The following is a 21596-nucleotide window of genomic DNA, read 5'->3' as shown; positions in this document are numbered from 1 at the left end:
GGATAGACCTGCTTCATCGATAACGGTGATTGCCGTCTGCTTTCAGCAGAATTCTAAAAGTGCGCTTCCTCATTCCGATCACTCTTGGCTCCCACCTTCCCAAGATCGCTAAGCTGACGTTGAAATAAGTACTCTCTTTATCATCGAATGTCATTGTTAAACTGGCTTCATTATAGCAAATTTTTGTCTAGCTGGCTAGCCTTCTTCACTAATTGTCATAAAACTAACGCCAGGTTCTGCATTTAAGTTATACGAAGCAAAATGATTCTTTTCAGCTTCGATAAAGGCGGCAGCGCCAATCATCGCCGCGTTATCCCCACAAAGTTTTAATGGCGGAATAAGTAATGTCACTTCTGGTAATTGTTCACTGATTGCATGTCTCATTGCTTCTCGTAATCCTTGATTCGCAGCAACGCCCCCAGCGATTAGCAATTGCTTAACAGGATATTCTTGACAAGCACGAATGGTTTTAGTCACTAATACTTCTACCACACTCGCCTGAAAACTTGCGGCTAAATCCTTTGTAGACAGTGCTTCACCACGTTGCTCTGCATTATGAAACGTGTTAATAAACGCACTTTTCAAACCACTAAAGCTAAAGTCATAGTTATCCTCTTTTAGCATCGCCCGTGGAAATTGATAGGTATCTGTGCCTTCATGGGCCAAAGCATCAATCTCTTTGCCACTAGGATAAGGCAACCCTAACACCCGTCCGACTTTATCATACGCTTCACCAGCTGCATCATCGCGTGTTTCACCAACAATTTCGAAAGAGCCATCTTCTTTCATGTAGACCAATTCCGTATGTCCTCCACTAACGAGTAAGGCCATCAATGGAAATTCGAGCGGTGCCACAAAACGGGCAGCATAAATGTGTCCAGCCATATGATTGACCGGAATAAGTGGTAATTGGTGCGCCCAAGCAAATGCTTTTGCTGCAGAAAGTCCTATTAATAAAGCACCGACTAACCCAGGCCCATAGGTCACAGCAACACCACTAAGCTCTTCTGGTGTGACTTTTGCTTCTGTTAATGCTTCTTCAATACAGATCGTCACTTGTTCAACATGATGACGACTCGCAACTTCCGGAACGACTCCACCAAAACGTTGATGGCTCTTAATTTGCGAAGCTACGATATTGGAAAGAATTTTGTCGCCATCTTCAATGACAGCCACACTTGTTTCATCACAGCTACTTTCCACAGCTAATAATAATTTACGTTCTTTTGTAAAAATTGTCATTGGGCTTCCTTCCTTAATTTCGCACACATTACAAAGGCATTTTCTTGCGGTTCTTTATAATAATTTTTTCGAACAGCTACTTTCCGAAATCCTGTTTTCTCATAAAGTTTTTGAGCTAATGTATTCGATTCTCTGACCTCTAAGAAAATTTGTGTAATGTCACGACTTTTAACATATTCTTTAAAAGCTTTCATTAATTGACAACCAATTCCTTGGTGTTGTCTCTGACCATTCACAACAACGTGACTAATTTCTGCTTCATCTAAAATAAAATGATAGGCAATATAGCCTAACCACTGGCCATTTTCAACTAAAAAAAGATATTCGCTATTTTCCTGAGCAAAATCTTCCGCGAATTGTGTTTCTGTCCAAGGGGAGCCAGTTGTATAAGAAGAATTACTGAAACGCCATAATTCTTCACCAATATTTGCTACAGATATTTCTTTTTTTGTTACTAACATTTTTTCTTCACTCTTCTTTTAAATCAATTATCATTTCTAGTGCGTCTTCATTATTTTCGTCATAATAGCCTTTTTTCACCGTTTGTGAGGCAAAGCCAATTTTTCGATACAAACGTTGGGCTTTAACATTACTCATTCGTACTTCTAGCGATAAGGTTTCACAACGATTTTTCTTGGCAAAAATTCGCGTTTCTTCTATTAAAGAACGACCTAAACCTAAGCCTTGGTATGCTGTATGGACAGCGACATTCGTAATGTGTGCATCCGTTCCTTGAATCCGACAACCAATAAAGCCAACTGTTTTTCCGTTAATTGCCGCTAACAAATAGAGATGCGGCGCTTTTGAGCCAAGTTCTGCCATGAAAGCAGACATCGTCCAAGGAAGTTCCCCAGCGTAAACTTCACGTTCAATTGCTAGTAAATCCTTAATATCTTGGTAGGTGATTTCACGCAATTGAAATTCTTGCTGGTTCATTGCAATGGTTTTAGTTATATACCGTTGCCGTCTTTTTGTAAAGTATTTTGTCACAAAATTAAAGTTTTTCCACATAGCTTTCTCCATTAGGCGTGTGTGTCTTCAACCAATTTTCTTCCGCTTCTACTTTTTTCAAATACGCAGGTAAGAACCCATGAACATTTTCAACAGGCTCAGCCACACTACCTAACGCAGCCAAAACTGCAGCATTAGGAATTTGCCATTGCGGGACATCACAAATTTCCCCATGAGGAATGATTTGAGCTATTTCTTCAGTGAATTTTTCAACATCTTCACCCACAAAAAAAAGATTTGGTTCATTTTTTAGTTGTTCTAATAACTCCCGCAGGGAAATATGTTGGTCCGGTAACTCATTTTGCCACACGCCATCGACAAACCGATAAGCACCAGCATAGACGTTTTTACGACGCGCATCAAAAAGAGGCACAACTAAACCGGTTTGCCCAACACAATTGGCAGCTAACGTTTGTAGACTGGAAATGCCTACTAGCTCTTTCTTTAAAGTATAGGCCAATGTTTTGGCAGTCGTCACGCCTAAACGTAAGCCAGTGTATGATCCAGGTCCTTCTGCTACGACAAAACGATCAATTGCCGTTGGCGCCAAGTTCAATTGACTCATCAAATAGTCAATTGCCGGCATCAATGTTAAGCTATGATTTCTTTTAACCGTTGCTGTATAACTTCCCAGAATTTTTTGATTTTCACACACAGCAATACTCAATGTTTGGTTAGATGTATCTATTGCTAAAATTCGCACACGAATCCCTTTCCTTCTACAATTTAGTCGCTTCATTGTAGCACACTTTCCTTTTTCTAAAAAGGGAAAACGAGGTTTCTTTTTACAGAAACCTCGTTTCGTTCATTTTCTCTTTTTATTTAATGGTTGCTTCTAAGTAATCAATTAATGGTTTACTGATATCTGTTGCAGAACCATTTTCTCCTGAATTTTCAACCATAATCATTGTTAAGAATTTATTGTTACTACGATCTAACGTTAGAAGGAAACTGTTTTCTTTGCCATCTGTATCTTGTTTATCTTTTATTTCAGCTGTTCCTGTTTTAGCAGCCAATGAGAAGTTCGGATTGTACATATTATAAACATAACCTGAAGGATCTTCCACACTACCTAAAAGATCTGTGGCAATTGTATTCGCTGCGTTTGCGCTGATTACATTGTCTTTTTTCTTTGTTTCTTTGTCTAAAACTAATTTTGGATAGACTAATGTTCCATTATTTTGGAAAACACTATACATGGTAGCTTGCTGGATTGGCGAAATTAACAATTGGCCTTGACCGTAGCCCGTATCTGCTAAAAGAATTTCAGAATTAAATTTATCTTCATTTGAAATTTGAGCAGACGTCATGGCAATTGGTAAATCTAGTTCCTCACCGAAAATGAATTTATTAAGACCAGCTCTAAATTTGTCTTCCCCCATACGTAATGTTTGTTGGGCAAAATAAATATTATCTGAATTAACTAAAGCGGTACGCAGATTGACTGGACTTGCTTCTTTTACACGTGTCGCAAAATAGCCGCCCCAAGATTTATCTTTTTGCCATTTCAAACCATTAATTTCTAGCTCTTCATCTGGCTTCAATGTCCCTGCATCTAAACCAATGGCACCGGTAATTGTTTTAAAGGTAGAGCCTGGTGCATAGCCTGTCGCAAAACGTGCTGTGAATGGTAAATCTTTGTTGTTATTGTAAGCATCATATTCTTTTTGAGAAATGCCATTGGCCATTTTATTAGGATCATACGAAGGTGAACTAACCGTTGCTAATAAATCGCCTTTTTGAGGATCGGTAATGACCGCACTACCAGGACGTTTGTCAAATATAGCGAAGGCTTGTTGTTGTACGCCACTGTCAATCGTTAATTTAATCGTTTGACCATCTTTTTTCTCTTTGGTTTGTAAAGCTTTTTTGACATTCTCTTTGTCATCTAAAATAACTAGTGAGCCACCATCTTGCCCTCTTAATTCTTTATCAAACGCTCGTTCTAAGCCAGTTTTACCAATTACGCCCGTACTACTTAACTCTGGATTTTTTTCAATATCTTCTGCAGTAATGGTGCCCGTATACCCGATTAATTGCGCAGCTGCTTCCCCCAGCGGATAATAACGTGACTCTGTATCTTTTGTCGCAGCCCCTGTTGGTAATTCTGTCACTGGTTCAGAAGCGACTGTGATTGGTACAAAGGAGTCTGCTTGGACCCATCCTTGGCTTAACTTTTGATTGATTTCATCAACAGAAACGCCGAACTTATCACTAAAAGCTTTGATATTGGCTGTTTTTTCTGCGCCAGAACCAAGTTTGCCAGGCACTACGCCCACTTCGTCAAACACTTTGTTAATTGCTAGCCCACTACCATTACGATCGACAATTTCTCCACGTTTGGCATTATCTACTTGAATCGAAATTTTATCATTTCCTGACATATCTGGAAAAATTAAAGACGGCTTCCAAGCGATTTGGTAGGTATCGCCTTTTTTGGCGATACTTGATTGATAAGACAAATCTTTCATTTCGCCTAAAGGAGTGCTCATCGATAATTTATAGGTAAATGTGTATTGATTGTCTTTCGCCTTTTTGACTTGAACATCACTAGCTTTGACTCCTTCAGCTTGAATCCCTGAATAAATTGCTTGGTATTTTTCAACAACAGATTTAGTATCATAGCCATTTTTCTTTAAGCTAGCTTCTTGAACAACGGACGGTAACTTATCAAATTCCTGTTTTGACAATACGTTTAAAAATGTAGTAGCTGTTTTCTTCGCTTCGGCTAATTCTTGTTTGGCTTGCCATTGACTATAAGCATAATACCCGCCACCGGCAGCAGCGATTAGAACCAAGGCAGAAACACCAAGAATAAGTGGTTTTTTTGAAGATTTTTTATTACGATTGCTTCGTTCCATTCAATAATCCCCTAACTATATAATATGTCTTTTCTTCTATTATACGTAACTTTTTTTAAAATGCTTGTGTTTCACCTATACTTTTTTTAATTTCTTAATAAAGTTTGATCAATTTTTTCCATTTCATCAGGCTTTCGTTGGATTTCTCTGCATTCATTGTGTGGTATACTAGCTTTAACAATTAGTTTTTTATTAGGAGGAATGAACATGGGACTTATTAAAGCAGCAACAAGTTCAGTTGGCGGTGGCTTGGCCGATCAATGGCTAGAGGTTATTGAACCTGATAATATGGGGGACACAACCGTCATGACAAAAGGTGTTTTTGTGCGTAAAGATGATAAACGTGGTTCTAATCGTAAAGGAACGGACGATGTTTTAACAGATGGTTCTGTTGTACATGTCTATCCCAACATGATGATGCTTCTTGTCGATGGTGGCAAAATCATCGATTACACTGCTGAAGAAGGCTATTATACAGTCAAAAATGATTCTGCGCCTTCAATGTTTAACGGTTCTTTAAAAGATGCGATTGCAGAGACCTTCAGTCGTTTCAAATTTGGTGGCGTAACTCCACAAAAACAACAAGTTTTTTATATTAATTTGCAAGAAATTAAAGGCATTAAATTTGGAACACCTGCGCCATTAAACTATTTTGATAATTTTTATAATGCCGAACTTTTCTTACGTGCACACGGAAATTACTCAATTAAAATTACAGATCCTTTACTATTTTATACTAATGCGATTCCTAAAAACCAAACGCAAGTAGATATTAATGATATTAATGAACAATATTTGGCGGAGTTCATTACAGCATTGCAAGCAGCAATCAATCAAATGTCTGCTGATGGGCAACGTATTTCTTATGTTCCCTCAAAAAGTGTTGAATTAAGCAAATATATGCAAACTGCGCTTGATGAGGATTGGCGCACCAATCGCGGTATGGAAATTGTTTCTGTAGCAGTTGCGAGCATTTCTTATACAGATGATTCAACTAAATTAATCAACATGCGAAATGAAGGTGCTATGCTCAGCGATCCAGGTGTTCGCGAAGGCTATGTTCAAGGTTCCTTGGCTCGTGGTATGGAGGCTGCTGGTAAAAATGAAGGTGGCGCTATGAGCGGCTTTATGGGCGTTGGTATGGGCATGAATGCGAATGGCAACTACTTTGCGCAAGCGTCTCAAACAAACCAACAACAAATGCAAGAAAAACAAAACCAGCAAAATGCACAAGGGGCTACAGACACTTGGACTTGCCCACAATGTGGGACTGAAAACACTGGGAAGTTTTGTTCAAACTGTGGTACACCAAAACCAACAAACGAAAAACCAAAATTAGAAATGAAATGTAGTGAATGTAGCGAAATTGTTGACTTAAGTAATGGTATTCCTAAGTTCTGTCCACATTGTGGTAAACCATTCCAAGGGGTTCCTTTATAAGCAAGTAGTGAACAATTAAAGAAAAGGGTCAGGCACAAGTCTACCCTTTTTCTTTGAATCAGATTCCTGTTATTTACTCACTCTATTAGAAAGGACGGTTGCAATGGAAACAACATTTACCCATAAATGCCCCAACTGTGGCGGCCCGCTCTTATTTAATCCCAAAGATCAAAAATTTCATTGTGAATATTGTTTAAATATTTACACGGAAGAAGAAGTGACTCGTTATGAGCAACAGCAACATGAGGCGCATTTAGAGAATCCCTCAACAACGACTGCCGAGGAAAATTTGACTTTCACAGCGGAAGAAGAATCCTCCGCCACGCAACAAACAGAGACCACTGAGAATGAAACAACTGCCGATGCAGGCACAATGGAAATTTTTAATTGTCCAAGCTGTGGCGCTCAAATTGTCACCGATGCAACAACAGCAGCCACATACTGTTATTATTGCCATAATCCAGTTGTCTTGGCTGGTCGATTAAGTGGCGAATTTTTACCAGAAAACGTCTTACCCTTTACAATTGAAAAAGACGAAGCGATTGAAAAATTTCTCGCTTGGACCAAGAAAAAATGGTTCATTCCTCGAGATTTTTTCAGCAAAAATCAAATCGATAAATTAACTGGGGTTTACTTCCCCTATTGGGTCGTTGATGCAGAAGTCGACGGACAACTGCAAGCTACTGGCACAAGTATTCGCATTTGGCGCGTAGGTGATATTGAATACACCGAAACAAAACGTTTCAATGTGGGACGTTCAGGAAAATTATCGTTTAAAGAATTAGTTAAAAATGCCTTGTCAAAAAACGTCCAACAAAAAATGGTGGAAGGCGTTCAACCATTTTTAATTGATCAAGCGGTGCCTTTCAAAAGCCAATACCTAGCAGGTTTTCAAGCAGAAAAACGCGATATTGAATATGAAGCAATCAAAAAACACGTCCAACAAGAATTACAAGATTATTCGGAATCATTGTTACGGGACTCTGCTTCTGGTTATACTACGTTGACAAATGTTCGCACGGATATTTCTCTAAATCAAGAAAATAATCACTATATGCTTTTGCCAATTTGGTTAGTCACCTATCGCAGTCAGGAACAATCAAAAAAAGTTTATTATTATGCCATGAATGGACAAACAGGTAAAGTAAGCGGTGTACTTCCAATTAGTTACACTCGTTTAGGGCTAGCAACGTTAGGCATTTTCGCTGGACTCTTAGCACTCTTTTTATTAGGAGGTTATTTCCTATGAAAAAACGACTTTTACCTATTTTTTTCCTAATACTTCTTACCTTTGGCCTTGCCCTACCCGTTTCGGCGGCTGAAAATTCAATTGATGATGACGCACAATTACTGACACCTGATCAAATAAACCAACTAAAGCAAGAGATACAACCTTTGGAAGAAAAAACAAAAGCCTCTGCCTTTATTGTGACCACAAATAATAATACCTATGGCGATGAACAAGAATATGCAGATCATTATCTTTTAAATAAAGTTGGCAAGGATCAAAATGCGATTCTTTTTCTCATTGATATGGACTTACGGAAAGTCTACATCTCTACTTCTGGAAACATGATTGATTATATGACGGATGCACGAATTGATGATACCTTAGATAAAGTAATGGATGGGATGAGTCAAGGAAATTATTTTGCGGCTGCTCAAACCTTTGTTCAGGAAACTCAAGCATTTGTTGACAAAGGGGTTCCTGGGGGTCACTATCGTGTGGACAGCGAAACAGGTAAAATCACTCGTTATAAAGTCATTACCCCGCTGGAAATGGTAATTGCTTTTGCTGCTGCGCTGATACTCAGTTTGGTCTTCTTAGGCATTAATATTTCTAAATATCAATTAAAATTTTCAAGTTATCAATATCCCTTTAGGGAAAAAACAACTTTAAACTTAACCTCCCGCACAGATCAGTTAACCAACTCTTTCATCACTACGCGTCGTATTCCTAAAAACAATGGCGGCAGTGGCGGAATGGGCGGTGGTGGTAGCACCACCCACTCAACTGGCGGCGGCACATTCGGTGGCGGCGGTCGAAGTTTTTAGATTTTTCGCAGAAATACCAACTCCTATAAACCAACCGATTGAACCAAAACTATCTGATTCACAAAAAAACTCATCTAGCACTATTGAAGACGTAATGGCTGAGTTAAGAAATTTAAAAATGTTAGTTGATGAAGGAGTTCTAACAGAAGAAGAATTTCAACAAAAGAAACGGCAATTGCTTCAATTAGATTAATAAAAAAATCCTGAAAAGACTCGTCATCTTTTCAGGATTTTTTTCTTCTTGGTATTTTCCCATAATTCTTGATAAGGTATTTCATGGATATCACGAAAATAAGCTACTTCAAACTTTTCAAAATCAGTTGACTGGCAGTTGCCGGTTAAAACACCAATTCCTGCTTTGCCATGACACGTTCCCATGAAAACATCCACGAGCGAATCACCTACCATAATTACTTCTGTCGCCTTCAATTGACATGACTGACAAAAGGCTTGGAGCATGTCCGCATCTGGTTTCGGTAAGTAACGATCTCCTGTCGCAATAAAATCAAACATTTCTGTTAAACCAAGATATTCCATAATCAACATAGTCGCTGGCAAAGTATCTGAAGTTGCTAATCCAATTTTATAGTTCTTCCGTTTTAGCTCAAGAAATAACTGTTTTAAATCACCAATTGGTTCAATCTTTTTCAGATTTTTTCGTAAATAATCATAAAAAAATTGCTCCAGCCATCGACTGCTGATTCCCTGTTCGACTAATTCCTCAAATTGCGCCAATTCCTGATAAAGTTCCTGATAAAGGACTTCATCAAGTAAATGTTTTTGCAAAAAACGTTGCTCCTGAATAGCTAATATCTTTTTTATTTCTGCTGAATGATGAGGGGCTAACATACTTAGTGTTTCAAAACAAGCTTGCAAACCTGCTTGCCAAAGAGTGTCAAAACGAATACACGTACCATCTTTATCAAATAAAATTCCTCGATTTTCCATGAAAGAACACCTCAAAACGTTTGCTTTGCTTCCTATTTGTTTCTTCAAGTATACTAATCATTTATTTGATTTTGATATTCTTTTTGTATCATTTGTGTAAAAAAATATAAAAAAGCAACGAATTTTTCTAAATTCGTTGCTTTTATATTAATCGATTACTTTTTTCACTTTGAATTCTTTTGTTTCAGCAGACGGTTCTGTTTGATCAGCTAATTCAAATAAAATATGGGTACCATTTTCTTCATCTTCAACGATAATCAGTTTTCCTGGAATCTTTCGAGTATCTTTCGCAATTTGGGCTTCTTTAATTAATTTTTTTTGATCTCTTTTTGAAGCAAGGGCATTTCCTAAATTAAAAAAGACAGTTTCTTCCATAATTAACCACTCACTTTCTCTACTTTTTTTAAGTTAATTATAGCATATCCCTAGAAAAAGTGGCAGCTTGTGTCCTTTTACTTTCATTTAAGCATCAATAATCAAGGAATAAGCATAAGGACTTTCATAAATTCCTGAAGTATAATAATTGAGCCTCTTTTTAAATAGCGGGCCGTCAATTACCAACGTATGGTACTCCCCGTTTTCTCCGCAAATATCTAATTGATGCTCTTTAAGGTACGTGATAAATGTTTCATTTAACGGTTCTCCTAAAAATTTTATTGGAATACCTGCCTCTTTGCTGACCGTTTTGATAATTGCTGTGTACCCTTTTGCCAAGAATTCTTTCACAAGTGCTTCGCGATTTTCCTGCCAAAGAGGTAATTGTGGCTCAAGCCCAGCACTTAATGCAACTTGGCGATCCCAAGCACCATTTTGTTCAATATCTATATCGCCAAAACAAACCGTTTCTGCACCTAATTTTTTGGTTTCCTGCAGTGCCTCAACCACTTTTTCTGTGTAATTTGTTTCATTGTTATGTGATATAACAAGTGGTAAATCTAACGCTTCGGCTGCTGCTTCTAAGACGGAGATTGGTATCCCGTGAAACCAAGAACGATTAATTTCATCACTTAATGTTGTCACTAACGCTACTGGCTGATTTCCTGCTTGTACCAATCGATCCATCGCCAATAAACAGTCTTTACCAGAGCTATAACTTAAACAAAATTTTTTCATAAACGTTCCCTCTTTTCTTTATGACTATACCTCAAAACAATACATCCGTATACATATTTATTATTTAAGTATAACTAATACTGAATAGTTATTTGAATCAAAACATGGTATAAAATAGAGGTAAAGCAAGCTTTATTCACTTCTTTATATCTCTTTTCAACGGATGATCAGCTGGCGGAAACCAGCTGATCTTTTTTTCAAAAAACACAGCTATCTTTTGCAGTTTTCTTTTCCTCATGTTATAAAGAGATAGTAGGAAGCATTTATTCACTTCTTTACAAATCTATCTTAATCTTAGACAGTCGGCGGAAAACGGCTGTCTATTTATCTGGAAAAATTATGAACTCGTCAGCTAGTGGTCAGTTGACGAGTTTTATGTTATAATAATTAGAACACGAAAAATATTTTTAAACGAACCATTCAATTGTTTTGATGATTTTATTCAAAACTGGCGTGTCTAGAGAGACACAAGGATGTATTAGAGGTAGGGAATACATCGCTTAAATGAAAAATACTTGAATACTAGAAATAGTCTGATCCAACTTTAAAATAATAATATTGATTCGTTAGATAGCCTTCTCTTTAAAGAGAAGGCTATTGTCAATTAAAGAGTAAAACCACCGTATGTTTAAAGTTAAACTTATCTCAAACATACCCTGTCAGTGTTTCACGCATTATCTCAATAAACAGTAAAAATCCAGAAGAGAGACTCTTCTGGATTTTTACTTATTTGACGATACTTTTTTAAATTTTGTTAATCAATTTAAAATAATCCACATAAGTGCATAATTGGGAAAACAAATAATAAACTATCAAAACGATCTAAAATACCACCATGTCCTGGCAAGATGTTACCAGAGTCTTTCACGCCATAATGACGTTTGATAGAAGATTCAACCAAATCACCGAATTGCCCTACTATAGAAAATAGAACCGTCAATACAAGCATCACCGGCATTGGATAAGGAAATAGCCCTTTATTAGCTGTGAAAACTAAAAACAACGCTGCTACAACCACGGCTGATAAAATACCACCAAGTGCACCTTCTATTGTCTTGTTGGGTGAAACATCTGGCATCAATTTATGACGACCAAATCGTCGTCCAAATAGATATGCACCAATATCCGTTGCCCAGACAATGAATAAAGCAAATAACAAGACTTCAAAACCTGCGGAACGGGCACTAATAAAGTTCTGGAACCCCATCCCTACATATAAACTGACAATAACTGGAAAGCCAGCTTCTTCAATCGTATATGTATTTTTAGAAATCACCGAAGCACCTAACAACAACATTACAGTGACATAAAATAAAATGAAATTTGTTTGCATTTCCGGCAAAAAGTTTAACCATTTAATTGTCGGGATAACTAAAAAAACGGCCCCTAATGCTGATAAAACACCTTCAAAACTTAATAACGTTAATCCTTTCATACGGAATAACTCGTACACGCCGACTACTGCCAAAGCAACAGCGGCAATCTCAATTGCAAAACCACCATACCAGATAATTGGAATAAAGATGATTAATGCGACGATAGCTGTGATGACACGTTGTCTCACTGCGGATCGCTCCCTTCTGTTTCTGTAGTTTCTTTTAGACCTCCAAAACGACGATTACGATTTTGGAAAGAAGCAATCGCGGTTTCTAAAGTGTCCCCTGAAAAATCAGGCCATAATGCTTTTGTAAAAAACAACTCGCTATAAGCAATTTGCCATAGCAAGAAATTACTAATTCTCTCTTCCCCACTTGTTCGAATCAACAATTCTGGATCACGAAGTTCCGTGGGTAAAAAGCCAGTCATTAAGTGATCTGCGATCGTTTCTTCTGTAATCTCATCTGCCGTATATGCTTTTTCTGAAACCTCTGCAGCAATCTGTTTCATGGCAGTTAGTAGCTCCGCACGCGCCCCATAATTTAAAGCAAAGTTCAAAACCATGCCCGTATTGTCCTTGGTTTGCTCAATGGCCCGCTTAACAGCATCTTGCGTATGGCTTGGTAGAAACTCTTGGTAGCCCATTACATTGACTTTAACATTTTCCTTAATTAATTCAGGCACGAATGTATCAAAAAAATCAACAGGCAATTGCATTAAGAAATTGACTTCATCTGTTGGTCTCTTCCAATTTTCCGTTGAAAATGCATAAAGTGTTAAAACTTTAACGCCTAAATGACTAGCATGCTTCGTTATTTTTTTAACCGTATCCATGCCTTCTTTATGTCCAGCAATTCTCGGCAGTCTTCGATTTTGTGCCCACCGTCCATTTCCGTCCATAATAATGGCAATGTGCTGCGGAATTTGGCCTTCTTTATCAAAGGCGTACTGGCTTGCTTCTTCTACATATTTATTTTTTTGCGGAAAAAAACGTAACATCTTTTTCCCTCCATTCCAAAAAATCTATCTTAATTATTATAACAATAACTAATGCAAATGCCTATGCATAGTCCCTGAATTTTCCTGATAATTAAGAAATTCCTTGTAACTTTATCATTTATGGTCCTTTTTTAAAAGAAAAAAACTTAGACTTGGCAGGTAAATCAACATGATGTATCTGCCTAGCTTTAAAATTTTAAATAAACAACGGGACAGGAGCAGCTTCTTCGGAAATAAGCTGAACGTCCTTGAGAGACAAAAAGCATCTTTCAGAACTTTCTTCTTATTTCTTGAAGCTTAACACGCCTGTCCCGACCTCAAGTTTTTATTCTATTGTCTTTTTCTTTTTATTCATTGACTGGAACAATGGCACCGTTCCATTTTTTCGTAATCCAATCTTGGACTTCTTTGCTACGTAACACTTTGACTAATTTTTTTACATTTTCGTTGTTTTCGTCTTCTTTACGAACCGCAATAATATTGGCATAAGGTGAACTTTCTTTTTCTAAGGCAATCGCATCTTTTTTCGGATTTAATCCTTGATCCACGGCAAAGTTTGAGTTAATTAAAACCGCAGCCCCTTCTTCATTGTCATAAAGAGTGGTCATGATTGCTGGATCACTTTCATGATTGAATTTCAACTTTTTAGTATTTTTATCAATATCATCGAAAGTAGCAGTTGTCCGGTCTACCCCTTCTTTCAGCGTGATTAAACCAGCATCTTCTAAAATCGTTAAAACACGTGGCCAATCTGAAACGGAAGAGCTAACGTAAATCGTTGAATCATCAGGAATTTCTTGTAACGATTTGTATTTTTTCGAGTAAAGCCCAACTGGTTCTAAATGAATCGCACCTGCATTCACAAAGTCATAATCATTTTCTTTAACCGCTTCATTAAAGAACGGCACATGTTGGAAATAGTTGGCATCGATATCACCACTTTCCAACGCCTTGTTAGGTAGCACGTAATCTGTATAAGTCGTCACTTCTAATTTTACGCCTTCTTTTTCTAATAAAGGTTTTACATGTTCTAAAATCTCTGCATGCGGAACTGGTGAAGCCCCAACTTTCAAGACCGAGTCATCACTCTTTTTATTGCCGCAAGCCCCTAAAATTAAGACAGCTACTGCTACAGTAATTACTGACCATAATGTACGTTTTTTCATCTTATTCCCTCCATTTATCGTTTATCTATTTTTTTAGCGACTGTATCCCCAAGCCATTGAATCGCAAAGACAATAACTAAGATACAAATCGTTGCTACTAAGGTAACTGTATTTTGACCACGTTGGAAGCCATCTTGATACGCCAAACTTCCTAAACCGCCCGCTCCAATAGCAGCCGCCATTGCAGTGTAGCCCACTAAAGAAATGGTTGTAACGGTTAAGCCAGAAACAAGTGCTGGCAGACTTTCTGGTAATAGCACTTTCCAAATTATTTGGAAACGATTGGCCCCCATTGCTTTGGCTGCTTCAATCACGCCTTTATCGACTTCACGAAAAGCAATTTCGACCATGCGAGCATAAAAAGGTGCTGCGGAAATAATCAATGCTGGTAAGGAACCTTTGACACCAGACATACTCCCTAAAATAATTTTTGTAAAAGGAATTAACAGAACGATTAAGATAATAAACGGAATCGAACGGAAAATATTTACAAAAATGGCTACTAGCCAATACAGTAATCGGCTCAAAATCCCTTTTCTGCCTGACGTTTCAAAAAGTAGTAGTCCTAAAATCAGCCCTAAAATGGCGACCACTATGATTGAAATCCCTGTCATATAAAGTGTTTCAATCGTTTTTTCTTGTAGTTTACTTATATCAATTTGGGAAAAATCAAAGAAACTTGCTAAGCCACGATTATTCATTTCCAATCACCTCTGTTTCTACACGAAGTTTACGTAATCCTTCAATGGCTGCTAGAATATTTTGCTCTTCGCCTAATAATTGAATATAAAGAGAACCCACTGCACCCTGCTTTGTTTGCTGAATGTTCCCTTGAATAATACTAACTTCTACTTGATATTCTTGGACAATATGCGAGATAATTGGCAATTTCGCTTGTTCACCGTGGAAAAGCAGGCGAACAATTTTTCCATTCGGATATTGTTCCAACATTTCTTCAACAACCAGTTCCGTTTCTTCAATGTTTTTATCCGCTTCTTGTTGGATAAAGCGTTTCGCAATTTCTGTTTGAGGCTTTTTGAAAATATCGATCACTTTACCTTCTTCAACAATTTCACCATATTCCATCACAGCTACGCGATTACAAATTTTACGAATCACGTGCATTTCGTGGGTAATTAATACAACCGTTAAATTTAATTCTTGGTTGATTTTTAGTAGTAATTCTAGCACTTCATCAGTTGTCTGCGGATCCAAAGCACTCGTTGCTTCATCACAAAGCAAAATATCAGGATTGTTAGCTAAGGCACGGGCAATCCCCACTCGTTGCTTTTGCCCACCAGAGAGTTGACTTGGGTAGGCGGTTTCCCGTCCTTCTAAACCAACCAACTTGATTAACTCTTCTGCGCGGCTTTTCCGATTTTGTTTTGGAACGCCAGCAATTTCCAATGGGAGCATGATATTTTCTAGGACCGTCCGTGACCATAATAAATTAAAATGTTGAAAGATCATCCCAATTTTTTTACGGAAGTTTCGTAGTTCTTTATTTGGCAACAATGCAATATCTTGTCCTTGAATTTCTACTTCACCTTCTGTAGGTGTTTCAAGCCCATTCAATAGGCGAACCAACGTACTTTTTCCTGCACCTGAATAGCCAATAATGCCATAAATATCACCTGATTCAACCGTTAAATCAATATCTTTTAAAGCCGTGACTTTACCCGCTTTACCGGAAAACTCTTTTTTTACATGACGTAATTCAATTAATGCCATTTTGTTCTCCTCTTCTTTCTGTTCTACTTTCTTATTTTGAAGGTTTCGCACTTTTTATGAAACGAATTTGCTTAATAAAAACAAAAAAACTTCCATCCTTTTGCTATTACAGCAAAAAGGACGAAAGTTTGTCATTTCGTGATACCACCTTAATTCGCTATTATTTCTCAATAATAACCTCATACGGTACTTGATTCTTCGCATACCGTTGGCTGTAACGGGCGCCCCGTAGTAAGTTCACTGCTTCGCTCACTTACTCTGCTCAAAGACCATCTTCCATCTTAAATCTGTTACCCATTCTCAGCAAACAGGGCTCTCTTCAAACGTCCTTAACATGTACTCTTCTTTTCAAAGCTTTCTTTTGATTAGATTGAGAAAATTATAGCAATAAACATTGGCCTTGTCAACGTAAGACTAAAGATTTTCAAATTCTGTTGGTTCAACATCTGCTAAAACAGCAATCCAGGCATTTTCTTCATCTAACGCACTTGGCTCTTGATCAGCCGCTTCATTAATCGCGACTACTTTACCAGATAATGGACTACTGAATTCACTGACTGCTTTTTCTGCTTCTAATTCAATTAAAGAATCACCTTTAGCTAATGTTTGTCCGACTTTTGGAAATGTTGCAAAAGTAATCTTCCCTAAATCCTCTTGGGCTTCGGCGGTTAAACCAATTTTATAACCTGCTTCTGTTGGTAAGATCCATAATTGATCGATTTGTTTCATTTCACTCATTTTCCAAGCACTCCTTCGTAATCTGCTTCTTTAAAACCATTCGTTAGAAATGTATTGTCTTTTAAGAGAATTGGACGCTTAATCAACATGCCATCCGCAGCTAAGCGCTGACTTGCTTCTTCAATAGAAAAACTGTCCACAAGATCTTTTAATCCTTGTTCTCTATATAAAACCCCACTTGTATTAAAAAAACGACGAACAGGCAAGCCGGTCTCTTTCATCCATTTTGCTAGTTGTTCACTACTAGGCGGTGTTGCTTTAATATCAATTGCTTGGTATTTAACGCCTTGTTGATCTAACCACGCTTTCGCTTTTTTACAAGTTGAGCATTTAGGATATTCATAAAGTGTGTACATTTCTACCCCTTCTTTCTTCTTTCTTTAACGACCACTTCTGGTACGAACCGTTTCTTGTTGGTAACGCATGGACATAATTAAGCCCACCCCAATCATGTTACCTAAAATGGAAGAACCACCTTGACTAATAAACGGTAATGGAATCCCAGTTAATGGTAGTAAACCAATATTCGCTCCAATGTTTTCAAAAACATGGAACAAAATCATCATGATAATTCCTGTGGCAATGTAGGCATAGAATTCATTATTTGTATCAAAACAAACGCGAATCATGCGGTAGATTAAAATAAAATACAACAAAATAATGAAACAGCCACCAATAAAGCCAAAGTTTTCACCAACAACTGTAAAAATCATATCTGACTCACGAACAGGGACATACACATCACTCACGTTAAAGCCTTTTCCGAAAAGGCCCCCAGAACCAATTGCTGTTAATGCTAGCGCTGGTTGGAATGAGCGATCTGGATCTGTATGGAAAGGATTTAGCCATAAATCAATCCGATCAAATTGATAAGCTTTAATGCCAATTTTAGACAATAAGTCTCTTCCTGTTTCTGTTGTTACCAAGTAGATGGTTCCAGCTCCGACTAGAGCAGCTATGATAAAGGCGGGCACAATAATTTTCCAAGTAATGCCAGACATTAAGAAAACTCCCCCAAAAATGGCTAAGAAAACTAACATCGTCCCGAAGTCTTTTTGTAAAAGTACTAAAACAATTACCGGAATCGCCACTAATAGCATTTTAGCGATTAGCCAAAAGTCGCTTTTGAGTGTTCGGTCCACATATTTAACATTATGCATGGTCACTATATAGGCCAACATCAAAATAAACGCAATCTTCATCAATTCCGATGGTTGGAATGTGGTGCCACCAAAGCGAATCCAGTTTTTAGAACCTGTTTGCTCTGCTAGCACGGGATCATAGAATTTCAGTAGTAATCCCATTAATACTAATCCAAGTGCATAAAAAACGGGCGTTAACCGCCAGAGTAATTTTGAGCTAAAATGCATAATAATGACAATACTTAATCCTCCGACTAAATACCACAGTCCTTGTTTCATTAACAAGCTTCCAATTTTAGGTTTGCTTGGATCATTGTAAAGCGCTACGTAAAGCGATAGCATACCAATTAGTGATAAAAGAAAAACTGGTAATATCACGCCGTAATCAATTCGACTATCTAAATTTGTTTTCTCTTTTCTATTCATTCGTCATCCCTTTTCCTTTGTTCATACGTTTTTTATTATATCTTTCTCACAGAAGAAAAGAAAGGAATTCTACTATATTTGAGAAAAACTTTAGAGAATTGGTCCTTCACTATCAATTTTTTCTTTTTCTTCAATCCTATTTGGCTTTTATTTAAAATTTTTCACATCAGTGATAATGAGAAAGTTTACTATAAACATTCAGTACCAAAAAACAGTCGCAACTAAAACACGTTGCGACTGTTTTTATTCGCTTTTTCTTTGTTTCGTTTGTTGTAGCTCTTTATTAATTCGGACAATTTCGTTGCCAAAATTTTGCCAGTCACTGGCTCGCGGGGGCGCTAGCCAAATTAAACATTTTACTGAAAATAACGTTTTTGGTAAATAATCCGAAACTACTAAATCAGTATCTGGTCGAATCGCTGAATGAAAGTGAATGCTGAAAGATTCGAATATTTTGATTTGTTCTTTGATAAACTGAGTATATTTTTCTCCTTGCGTAAAATTCACATAAAGATTGATCGTGCTTTTTTCATTCCTTTGGTCATAAAGACGGGATAACACTAATAGCAAATCAAAAAATAAAGAAAGCTTACTAAACTCAAACGCCGAACAATCCAACGCAAATAAAAACTGACGACAACTATCAAAAACAATTGGGTAGCGTTCCTGAAAAAATTCTAAATCCATAATTCGTAAGGTGATATCGATAAACGGCGTAATAAAACGATGTTGATAAATAATCGGAACAATTTCTTGATAAAATTCTTCGTCCGAAATTGTAAACGGCATATAAGAAAAGAATAATGTTTTCGTAGCAGTAATTGCCTCATTGTGAGAACTCAGCAGATGTTCCGAAATAAGTTCACTTTGATAGACCGATAAATTGCCGATAATTCCTTGAATTTCTGCGTTTTTCTCTGCATGAGTCGCCTTCATCACTTCGTTTATCCAACATTGAATTTCTTGATAAATCGAACTTTCTTCGTCAAAAACGAATGGATTTTCTTCTTGGGATAAAAAATAATTAGCTTTTCTCTGCGTTCGTTCTAAAGCCACCAATACATAATGTTTAAATAAATGAAAATTAGTGATATTTTCATAAGAGCCTTTCAATTGAGCCAATAATTGGTTCACTGCGCGAAGATCTGTTTGATTATATAATTCTTCAGAATCTTTGTAAATTCGGTAATAGAGCATAGTAAAATATTGTCTAATCGCCATTTCATTGCCGCTAAGTTGTAAATTTTTGGATAACTTGATACCATATTGACCTAATTCTTTCCGGATATGGTCAACAATTTTGTATACAACCGTTCGACTCATCCCGTGCTTTTCACCATATTTTTTGATTGAGGTAAACTGATGAAAGAAAATCGTTTTTAATAGATTAAATTCTAACGAGTCTTTTAAATAATATTCTTCAATAATACTTGAAGAAATACGAAGGCTTTGAGATAACAAAATTTCATTATTTTTTTCACTGATTTCCATCTCATTAATCAGACCAAAGCGTTGCAAATCTGCATTGATTTCTGTTATGTTCCGTTCTAGCAAATAAGGAGAAATAGCTAATTGCTTACATAAACGATCTTTTCGTTCAGAAAATGAATATTGTTGCTCTAACTTTCTAATAATCGCTAATTTTAAATTTTCCCGATCATCTAATAACAAGAATTCCATTTAAACTCTCCTTGTTCCATACAAAAGTGAGCCTGACAGGAAGCTTAAAGTGGTGCCAAATTGAGAGGACCCACTTGCCGCTCCTCCAGTAATTTCCACTGGGGCTATCGTATCTATTTTTTTCAACAACTCATCATTTAACAGCACCTTTTTATTTACTCGTTCCTGTTCAATTTTATTTTTCTTTTTCTCCTGTTTTGTTTGTTGCTCCTTGTCCTGTCTCGAGGCAATAATTGGTCTTTCTGGGCCAATCATTGCTTGACTATAAGGAAGCTCTGCAAGCATATTCCCCTCTGCAGCAAAATTAGTAGGGTTGACATACACCTTCGCAATAGAAAGGTATGACTCGTAACGGAAGGTTACAAAATAAAGGCCTACTTTTTGAGTATTTACATTATTTTCTATAATTACATTTTCTAAATTTAAAGGGCGACCCTCTTTATCTTTTAGAAAAACGACATTGTCTAAGGGTGACCATGCTTGATTAACTCCTAAAAACGTGTCTTTTAATTTAAGTTCCGTTTGATTTTCTTTGACCGTAATGGTTGCTGTTTCAATTTTGCCATCCACTTCATAAGTCACGGTGTATTTGCCTGGCGTTGTCGCTTCGTTTGCATAGCTATTCACTGAAGCAATCAACATTCCTGAAGAAAGAAATAAGGCTGTGCCGATACTACCATAATAAATAGTTCGCTGGTTCATCTCGTTTATTATTCCTCCAAACTATTTCATAAAAATAACTATCTTAACAGAAAAACCTGCTAATAGGTGTTCTTAAAATAAAAGTCACTTGTAAAACTTCCTATTTTCCAAGGAAACAGCTACCCTCATTCATGCACTTATTCATCTTTTAAGCGTGGAACAAAAGTTACTTTAAACTTTTGCCCCACGCTCATTTAATTATTTTCGTTTCTTCTTGATGACTATACCACTAATAATCACAATAAGTAACACAACAAGTCCTAGCACACGATATAGACCATTAGTTTGTTCTCCCGTTTTGGGATAACGTCCTTGCTTGTCAGGTTTCACAATATGTGTGACATACTGACTACTTTTTATCGTGGTTTGATTCGTTGAGGAACTAGTCTGGTTGTTCTCATTTTTATCTGGTAGTGGTGTAGGATTACGATCAATCACATGAACAGTTGCTACTGTCGTCAATTGACGAGGTGTTTCGTTTGAAAACATTGAGAAAAGTCGTGACTGCACAGCTGGTTTGGTTTCATTAACTGGCTCAGTGGTATAGGAAATCTGGTACTCTCCTGTTTTCTTTGTATCAACTTCCCCTTTTACTTGAACCTTATCAAAGGATATAGCATGACCGTCACGATCTGTCGCTGAAACGAAATTATCTTCTGGTTTCCACGAATCACCAACATAAATCGTTGTATCTTTGACCTCTAACTTAGATTGGTCGGGTTTGACAGTCACATTAGCTGTTTCTTCTTTACCTTCGTAACTGTAAATGATTGGGTAAATGCCCGCTTTGGTGTTATCAACTTGACCTGAAACAGTGATTTTTTCGAAGGGAACGTCTTGACCAGTTTTATCTGTTGCTGAAACAAAGTTCTCTTCTGGTTTCCATGAATCGCCGACATAAATCGTTGAATCCTTGACTTGTAAACGACTATCATCACGGACATGAACGATTGCTTTCGCTTCTT

At 37.2% G+C, this 21596-nt stretch carries 23 protein-coding genes and 1 other annotated feature; of the genes, 4 read left to right on the top strand and 19 right to left on the bottom strand.

The window, feature by feature from the left end:
• Positions 1–195: 195 nt before the first annotated feature.
• The 5 genes from tsaD to HMPREF2810_RS13795 form a co-directional block, all read right to left on the bottom strand.
• Positions 196–1242, bottom strand: a complete 1047-nt coding sequence (tsaD, locus tag HMPREF2810_RS13815) for a tRNA (adenosine(37)-N6)-threonylcarbamoyltransferase complex transferase subunit TsaD (protein WP_002384201.1) — start codon at positions 1240–1242, stop codon at positions 196–198.
• Positions 1239–1703, bottom strand: a complete 465-nt coding sequence (rimI, locus tag HMPREF2810_RS13810) for a ribosomal protein S18-alanine N-acetyltransferase (protein ID WP_002384200.1) — start codon at positions 1701–1703, stop codon at positions 1239–1241. Before rimI (HMPREF2810_RS13810) ends, tsaD begins: the two co-directional genes overlap by 4 nt.
• Before the next feature lie 7 nt (positions 1704–1710).
• Positions 1711–2265, bottom strand: coding sequence for a ribosomal protein S18-alanine N-acetyltransferase (rimI, locus tag HMPREF2810_RS13805; protein WP_002384199.1), 555 nt, complete (start codon positions 2263–2265; stop codon positions 1711–1713).
• Entirely contained in the window at positions 2237–2956 is a 720-nt protein-coding gene (gene tsaB, locus HMPREF2810_RS13800) for a tRNA (adenosine(37)-N6)-threonylcarbamoyltransferase complex dimerization subunit type 1 TsaB (RefSeq protein WP_002362637.1), read from the bottom strand. The genes rimI (HMPREF2810_RS13805) and tsaB overlap by 29 nt, the downstream gene beginning before the upstream one ends.
• Positions 2957–3071: 115 nt before the next feature.
• Positions 3072–5114 (bottom strand): penicillin-binding protein PBP4(5), encoded by a 2043-nt coding sequence (locus HMPREF2810_RS13795; RefSeq protein WP_002384198.1) that lies wholly within the window; start codon positions 5112–5114, stop codon positions 3072–3074.
• Between the two features lie 207 nt (positions 5115–5321).
• Between HMPREF2810_RS13795 and HMPREF2810_RS13790 the strand changes: the two genes are divergently transcribed.
• From HMPREF2810_RS13790 to HMPREF2810_RS13775, 4 genes are all read left to right on the top strand, one after another.
• Positions 5322–6554, top strand: coding sequence for an SPFH domain-containing protein (locus HMPREF2810_RS13790; protein WP_002356656.1), 1233 nt, complete (start codon positions 5322–5324; stop codon positions 6552–6554).
• Between the two features lie 103 nt (positions 6555–6657).
• Positions 6658–7803 carry a TFIIB-type zinc ribbon-containing protein gene (locus HMPREF2810_RS13785; RefSeq protein WP_002359695.1) on the top strand — a complete coding sequence of 382 codons (1146 nt, stop codon included), beginning with the start codon at positions 6658–6660 and terminating at the stop codon, positions 7801–7803.
• Positions 7800–8609, top strand: coding sequence for a TPM domain-containing protein (locus HMPREF2810_RS13780; RefSeq protein WP_002384194.1), 810 nt, complete (start codon positions 7800–7802; stop codon positions 8607–8609). The genes HMPREF2810_RS13785 and HMPREF2810_RS13780 overlap by 4 nt, the downstream gene beginning before the upstream one ends.
• A complete protein-coding gene (locus HMPREF2810_RS13775; RefSeq protein WP_002384193.1) occupies positions 8587–8802 on the top strand; it encodes an SHOCT domain-containing protein in 216 nt (71 codons plus the stop codon). Before HMPREF2810_RS13780 ends, HMPREF2810_RS13775 begins: the two co-directional genes overlap by 23 nt.
• 23 nt (positions 8803–8825) lie before the next feature.
• Here HMPREF2810_RS13775 and HMPREF2810_RS13770 read toward each other — a convergent pair whose 3' ends face one another.
• The 14 genes from HMPREF2810_RS13770 to HMPREF2810_RS13700 form a co-directional block, all read right to left on the bottom strand.
• Positions 8826–9557 carry an HAD family hydrolase gene (locus tag HMPREF2810_RS13770; RefSeq protein ID WP_002390007.1) on the bottom strand — a complete coding sequence of 244 codons (732 nt, stop codon included), beginning with the start codon at positions 9555–9557 and terminating at the stop codon, positions 8826–8828.
• Positions 9558–9704: 147 nt separating this feature from the next.
• A complete protein-coding gene (locus HMPREF2810_RS13765; protein WP_002384191.1) occupies positions 9705–9932 on the bottom strand; it encodes a hypothetical protein in 228 nt (75 codons plus the stop codon).
• Positions 9933–10019: 87 nt separating this feature from the next.
• Positions 10020–10670 carry a Dph6-related ATP pyrophosphatase gene (locus HMPREF2810_RS13760; protein WP_002372215.1) on the bottom strand — a complete coding sequence of 217 codons (651 nt, stop codon included), beginning with the start codon at positions 10668–10670 and terminating at the stop codon, positions 10020–10022.
• Between the two features lie 763 nt (positions 10671–11433).
• On the bottom strand, positions 11434–12234 hold the full coding sequence (locus HMPREF2810_RS13755) for a phosphatidate cytidylyltransferase (protein WP_002359680.1): 801 nt from the start codon (positions 12232–12234) through the stop codon (positions 11434–11436).
• Positions 12231–13046 carry an isoprenyl transferase gene (locus HMPREF2810_RS13750; RefSeq protein ID WP_002362225.1) on the bottom strand — a complete coding sequence of 272 codons (816 nt, stop codon included), beginning with the start codon at positions 13044–13046 and terminating at the stop codon, positions 12231–12233. The genes HMPREF2810_RS13755 and HMPREF2810_RS13750 overlap by 4 nt, the downstream gene beginning before the upstream one ends.
• Before the next feature lie 347 nt (positions 13047–13393).
• A complete protein-coding gene (locus tag HMPREF2810_RS13745) occupies positions 13394–14212 on the bottom strand; it encodes a MetQ/NlpA family ABC transporter substrate-binding protein (RefSeq protein WP_002362228.1) in 819 nt (272 codons plus the stop codon).
• A gap of 14 nt (positions 14213–14226) precedes the next feature.
• Entirely contained in the window at positions 14227–14913 is a 687-nt protein-coding gene (locus HMPREF2810_RS13740) for a methionine ABC transporter permease (RefSeq protein WP_002384190.1), read from the bottom strand.
• Entirely contained in the window at positions 14906–15943 is a 1038-nt protein-coding gene (locus tag HMPREF2810_RS13735) for a methionine ABC transporter ATP-binding protein (protein ID WP_002356639.1), read from the bottom strand. Before HMPREF2810_RS13735 ends, HMPREF2810_RS13740 begins: the two co-directional genes overlap by 8 nt.
• Positions 15944–16056: 113 nt before the next feature.
• Positions 16057–16304 (bottom strand) — a binding site (T-box leader).
• A 53-nt stretch (positions 16305–16357) separates the two neighbouring features.
• A complete protein-coding gene (locus HMPREF2810_RS13725) occupies positions 16358–16672 on the bottom strand; it encodes a glycine cleavage system H family protein (protein WP_011109554.1) in 315 nt (104 codons plus the stop codon).
• 5 nt (positions 16673–16677) lie between these two features.
• Positions 16678–17037: an arsenate reductase family protein gene (locus HMPREF2810_RS13720; protein ID WP_002359675.1), complete on the bottom strand. Its 360-nt coding sequence runs from the start codon at positions 17035–17037 to the stop codon at positions 16678–16680.
• 24 nt (positions 17038–17061) lie between these two features.
• Positions 17062–18249 (bottom strand): FtsW/RodA/SpoVE family cell cycle protein, encoded by a 1188-nt coding sequence (locus HMPREF2810_RS13715; RefSeq protein WP_002367107.1) that lies wholly within the window; start codon positions 18247–18249, stop codon positions 17062–17064.
• A 243-nt stretch (positions 18250–18492) separates the two neighbouring features.
• On the bottom strand, positions 18493–19929 hold the full coding sequence (locus HMPREF2810_RS13710; RefSeq protein WP_002367108.1) for a helix-turn-helix domain-containing protein: 1437 nt from the start codon (positions 19927–19929) through the stop codon (positions 18493–18495).
• On the bottom strand, positions 19930–20631 hold the full coding sequence (locus HMPREF2810_RS13705) for a bacterial Ig-like domain-containing protein (protein WP_002356634.1): 702 nt from the start codon (positions 20629–20631) through the stop codon (positions 19930–19932).
• A 198-nt stretch (positions 20632–20829) separates the two neighbouring features.
• On the bottom strand, positions 20830–21596 hold a 767-nt coding region (locus HMPREF2810_RS13700; RefSeq protein ID WP_141750875.1), incomplete at its 5' end, for a bacterial Ig-like domain-containing protein.

This window comes from Enterococcus sp. HMSC078F03 (assembly GCF_001811595.1).
Classification (GTDB): domain Bacteria; phylum Bacillota; class Bacilli; order Lactobacillales; family Enterococcaceae; genus Enterococcus; species Enterococcus faecalis.
This window is presented reverse-complemented; position numbering and strand designations above follow the sequence as displayed.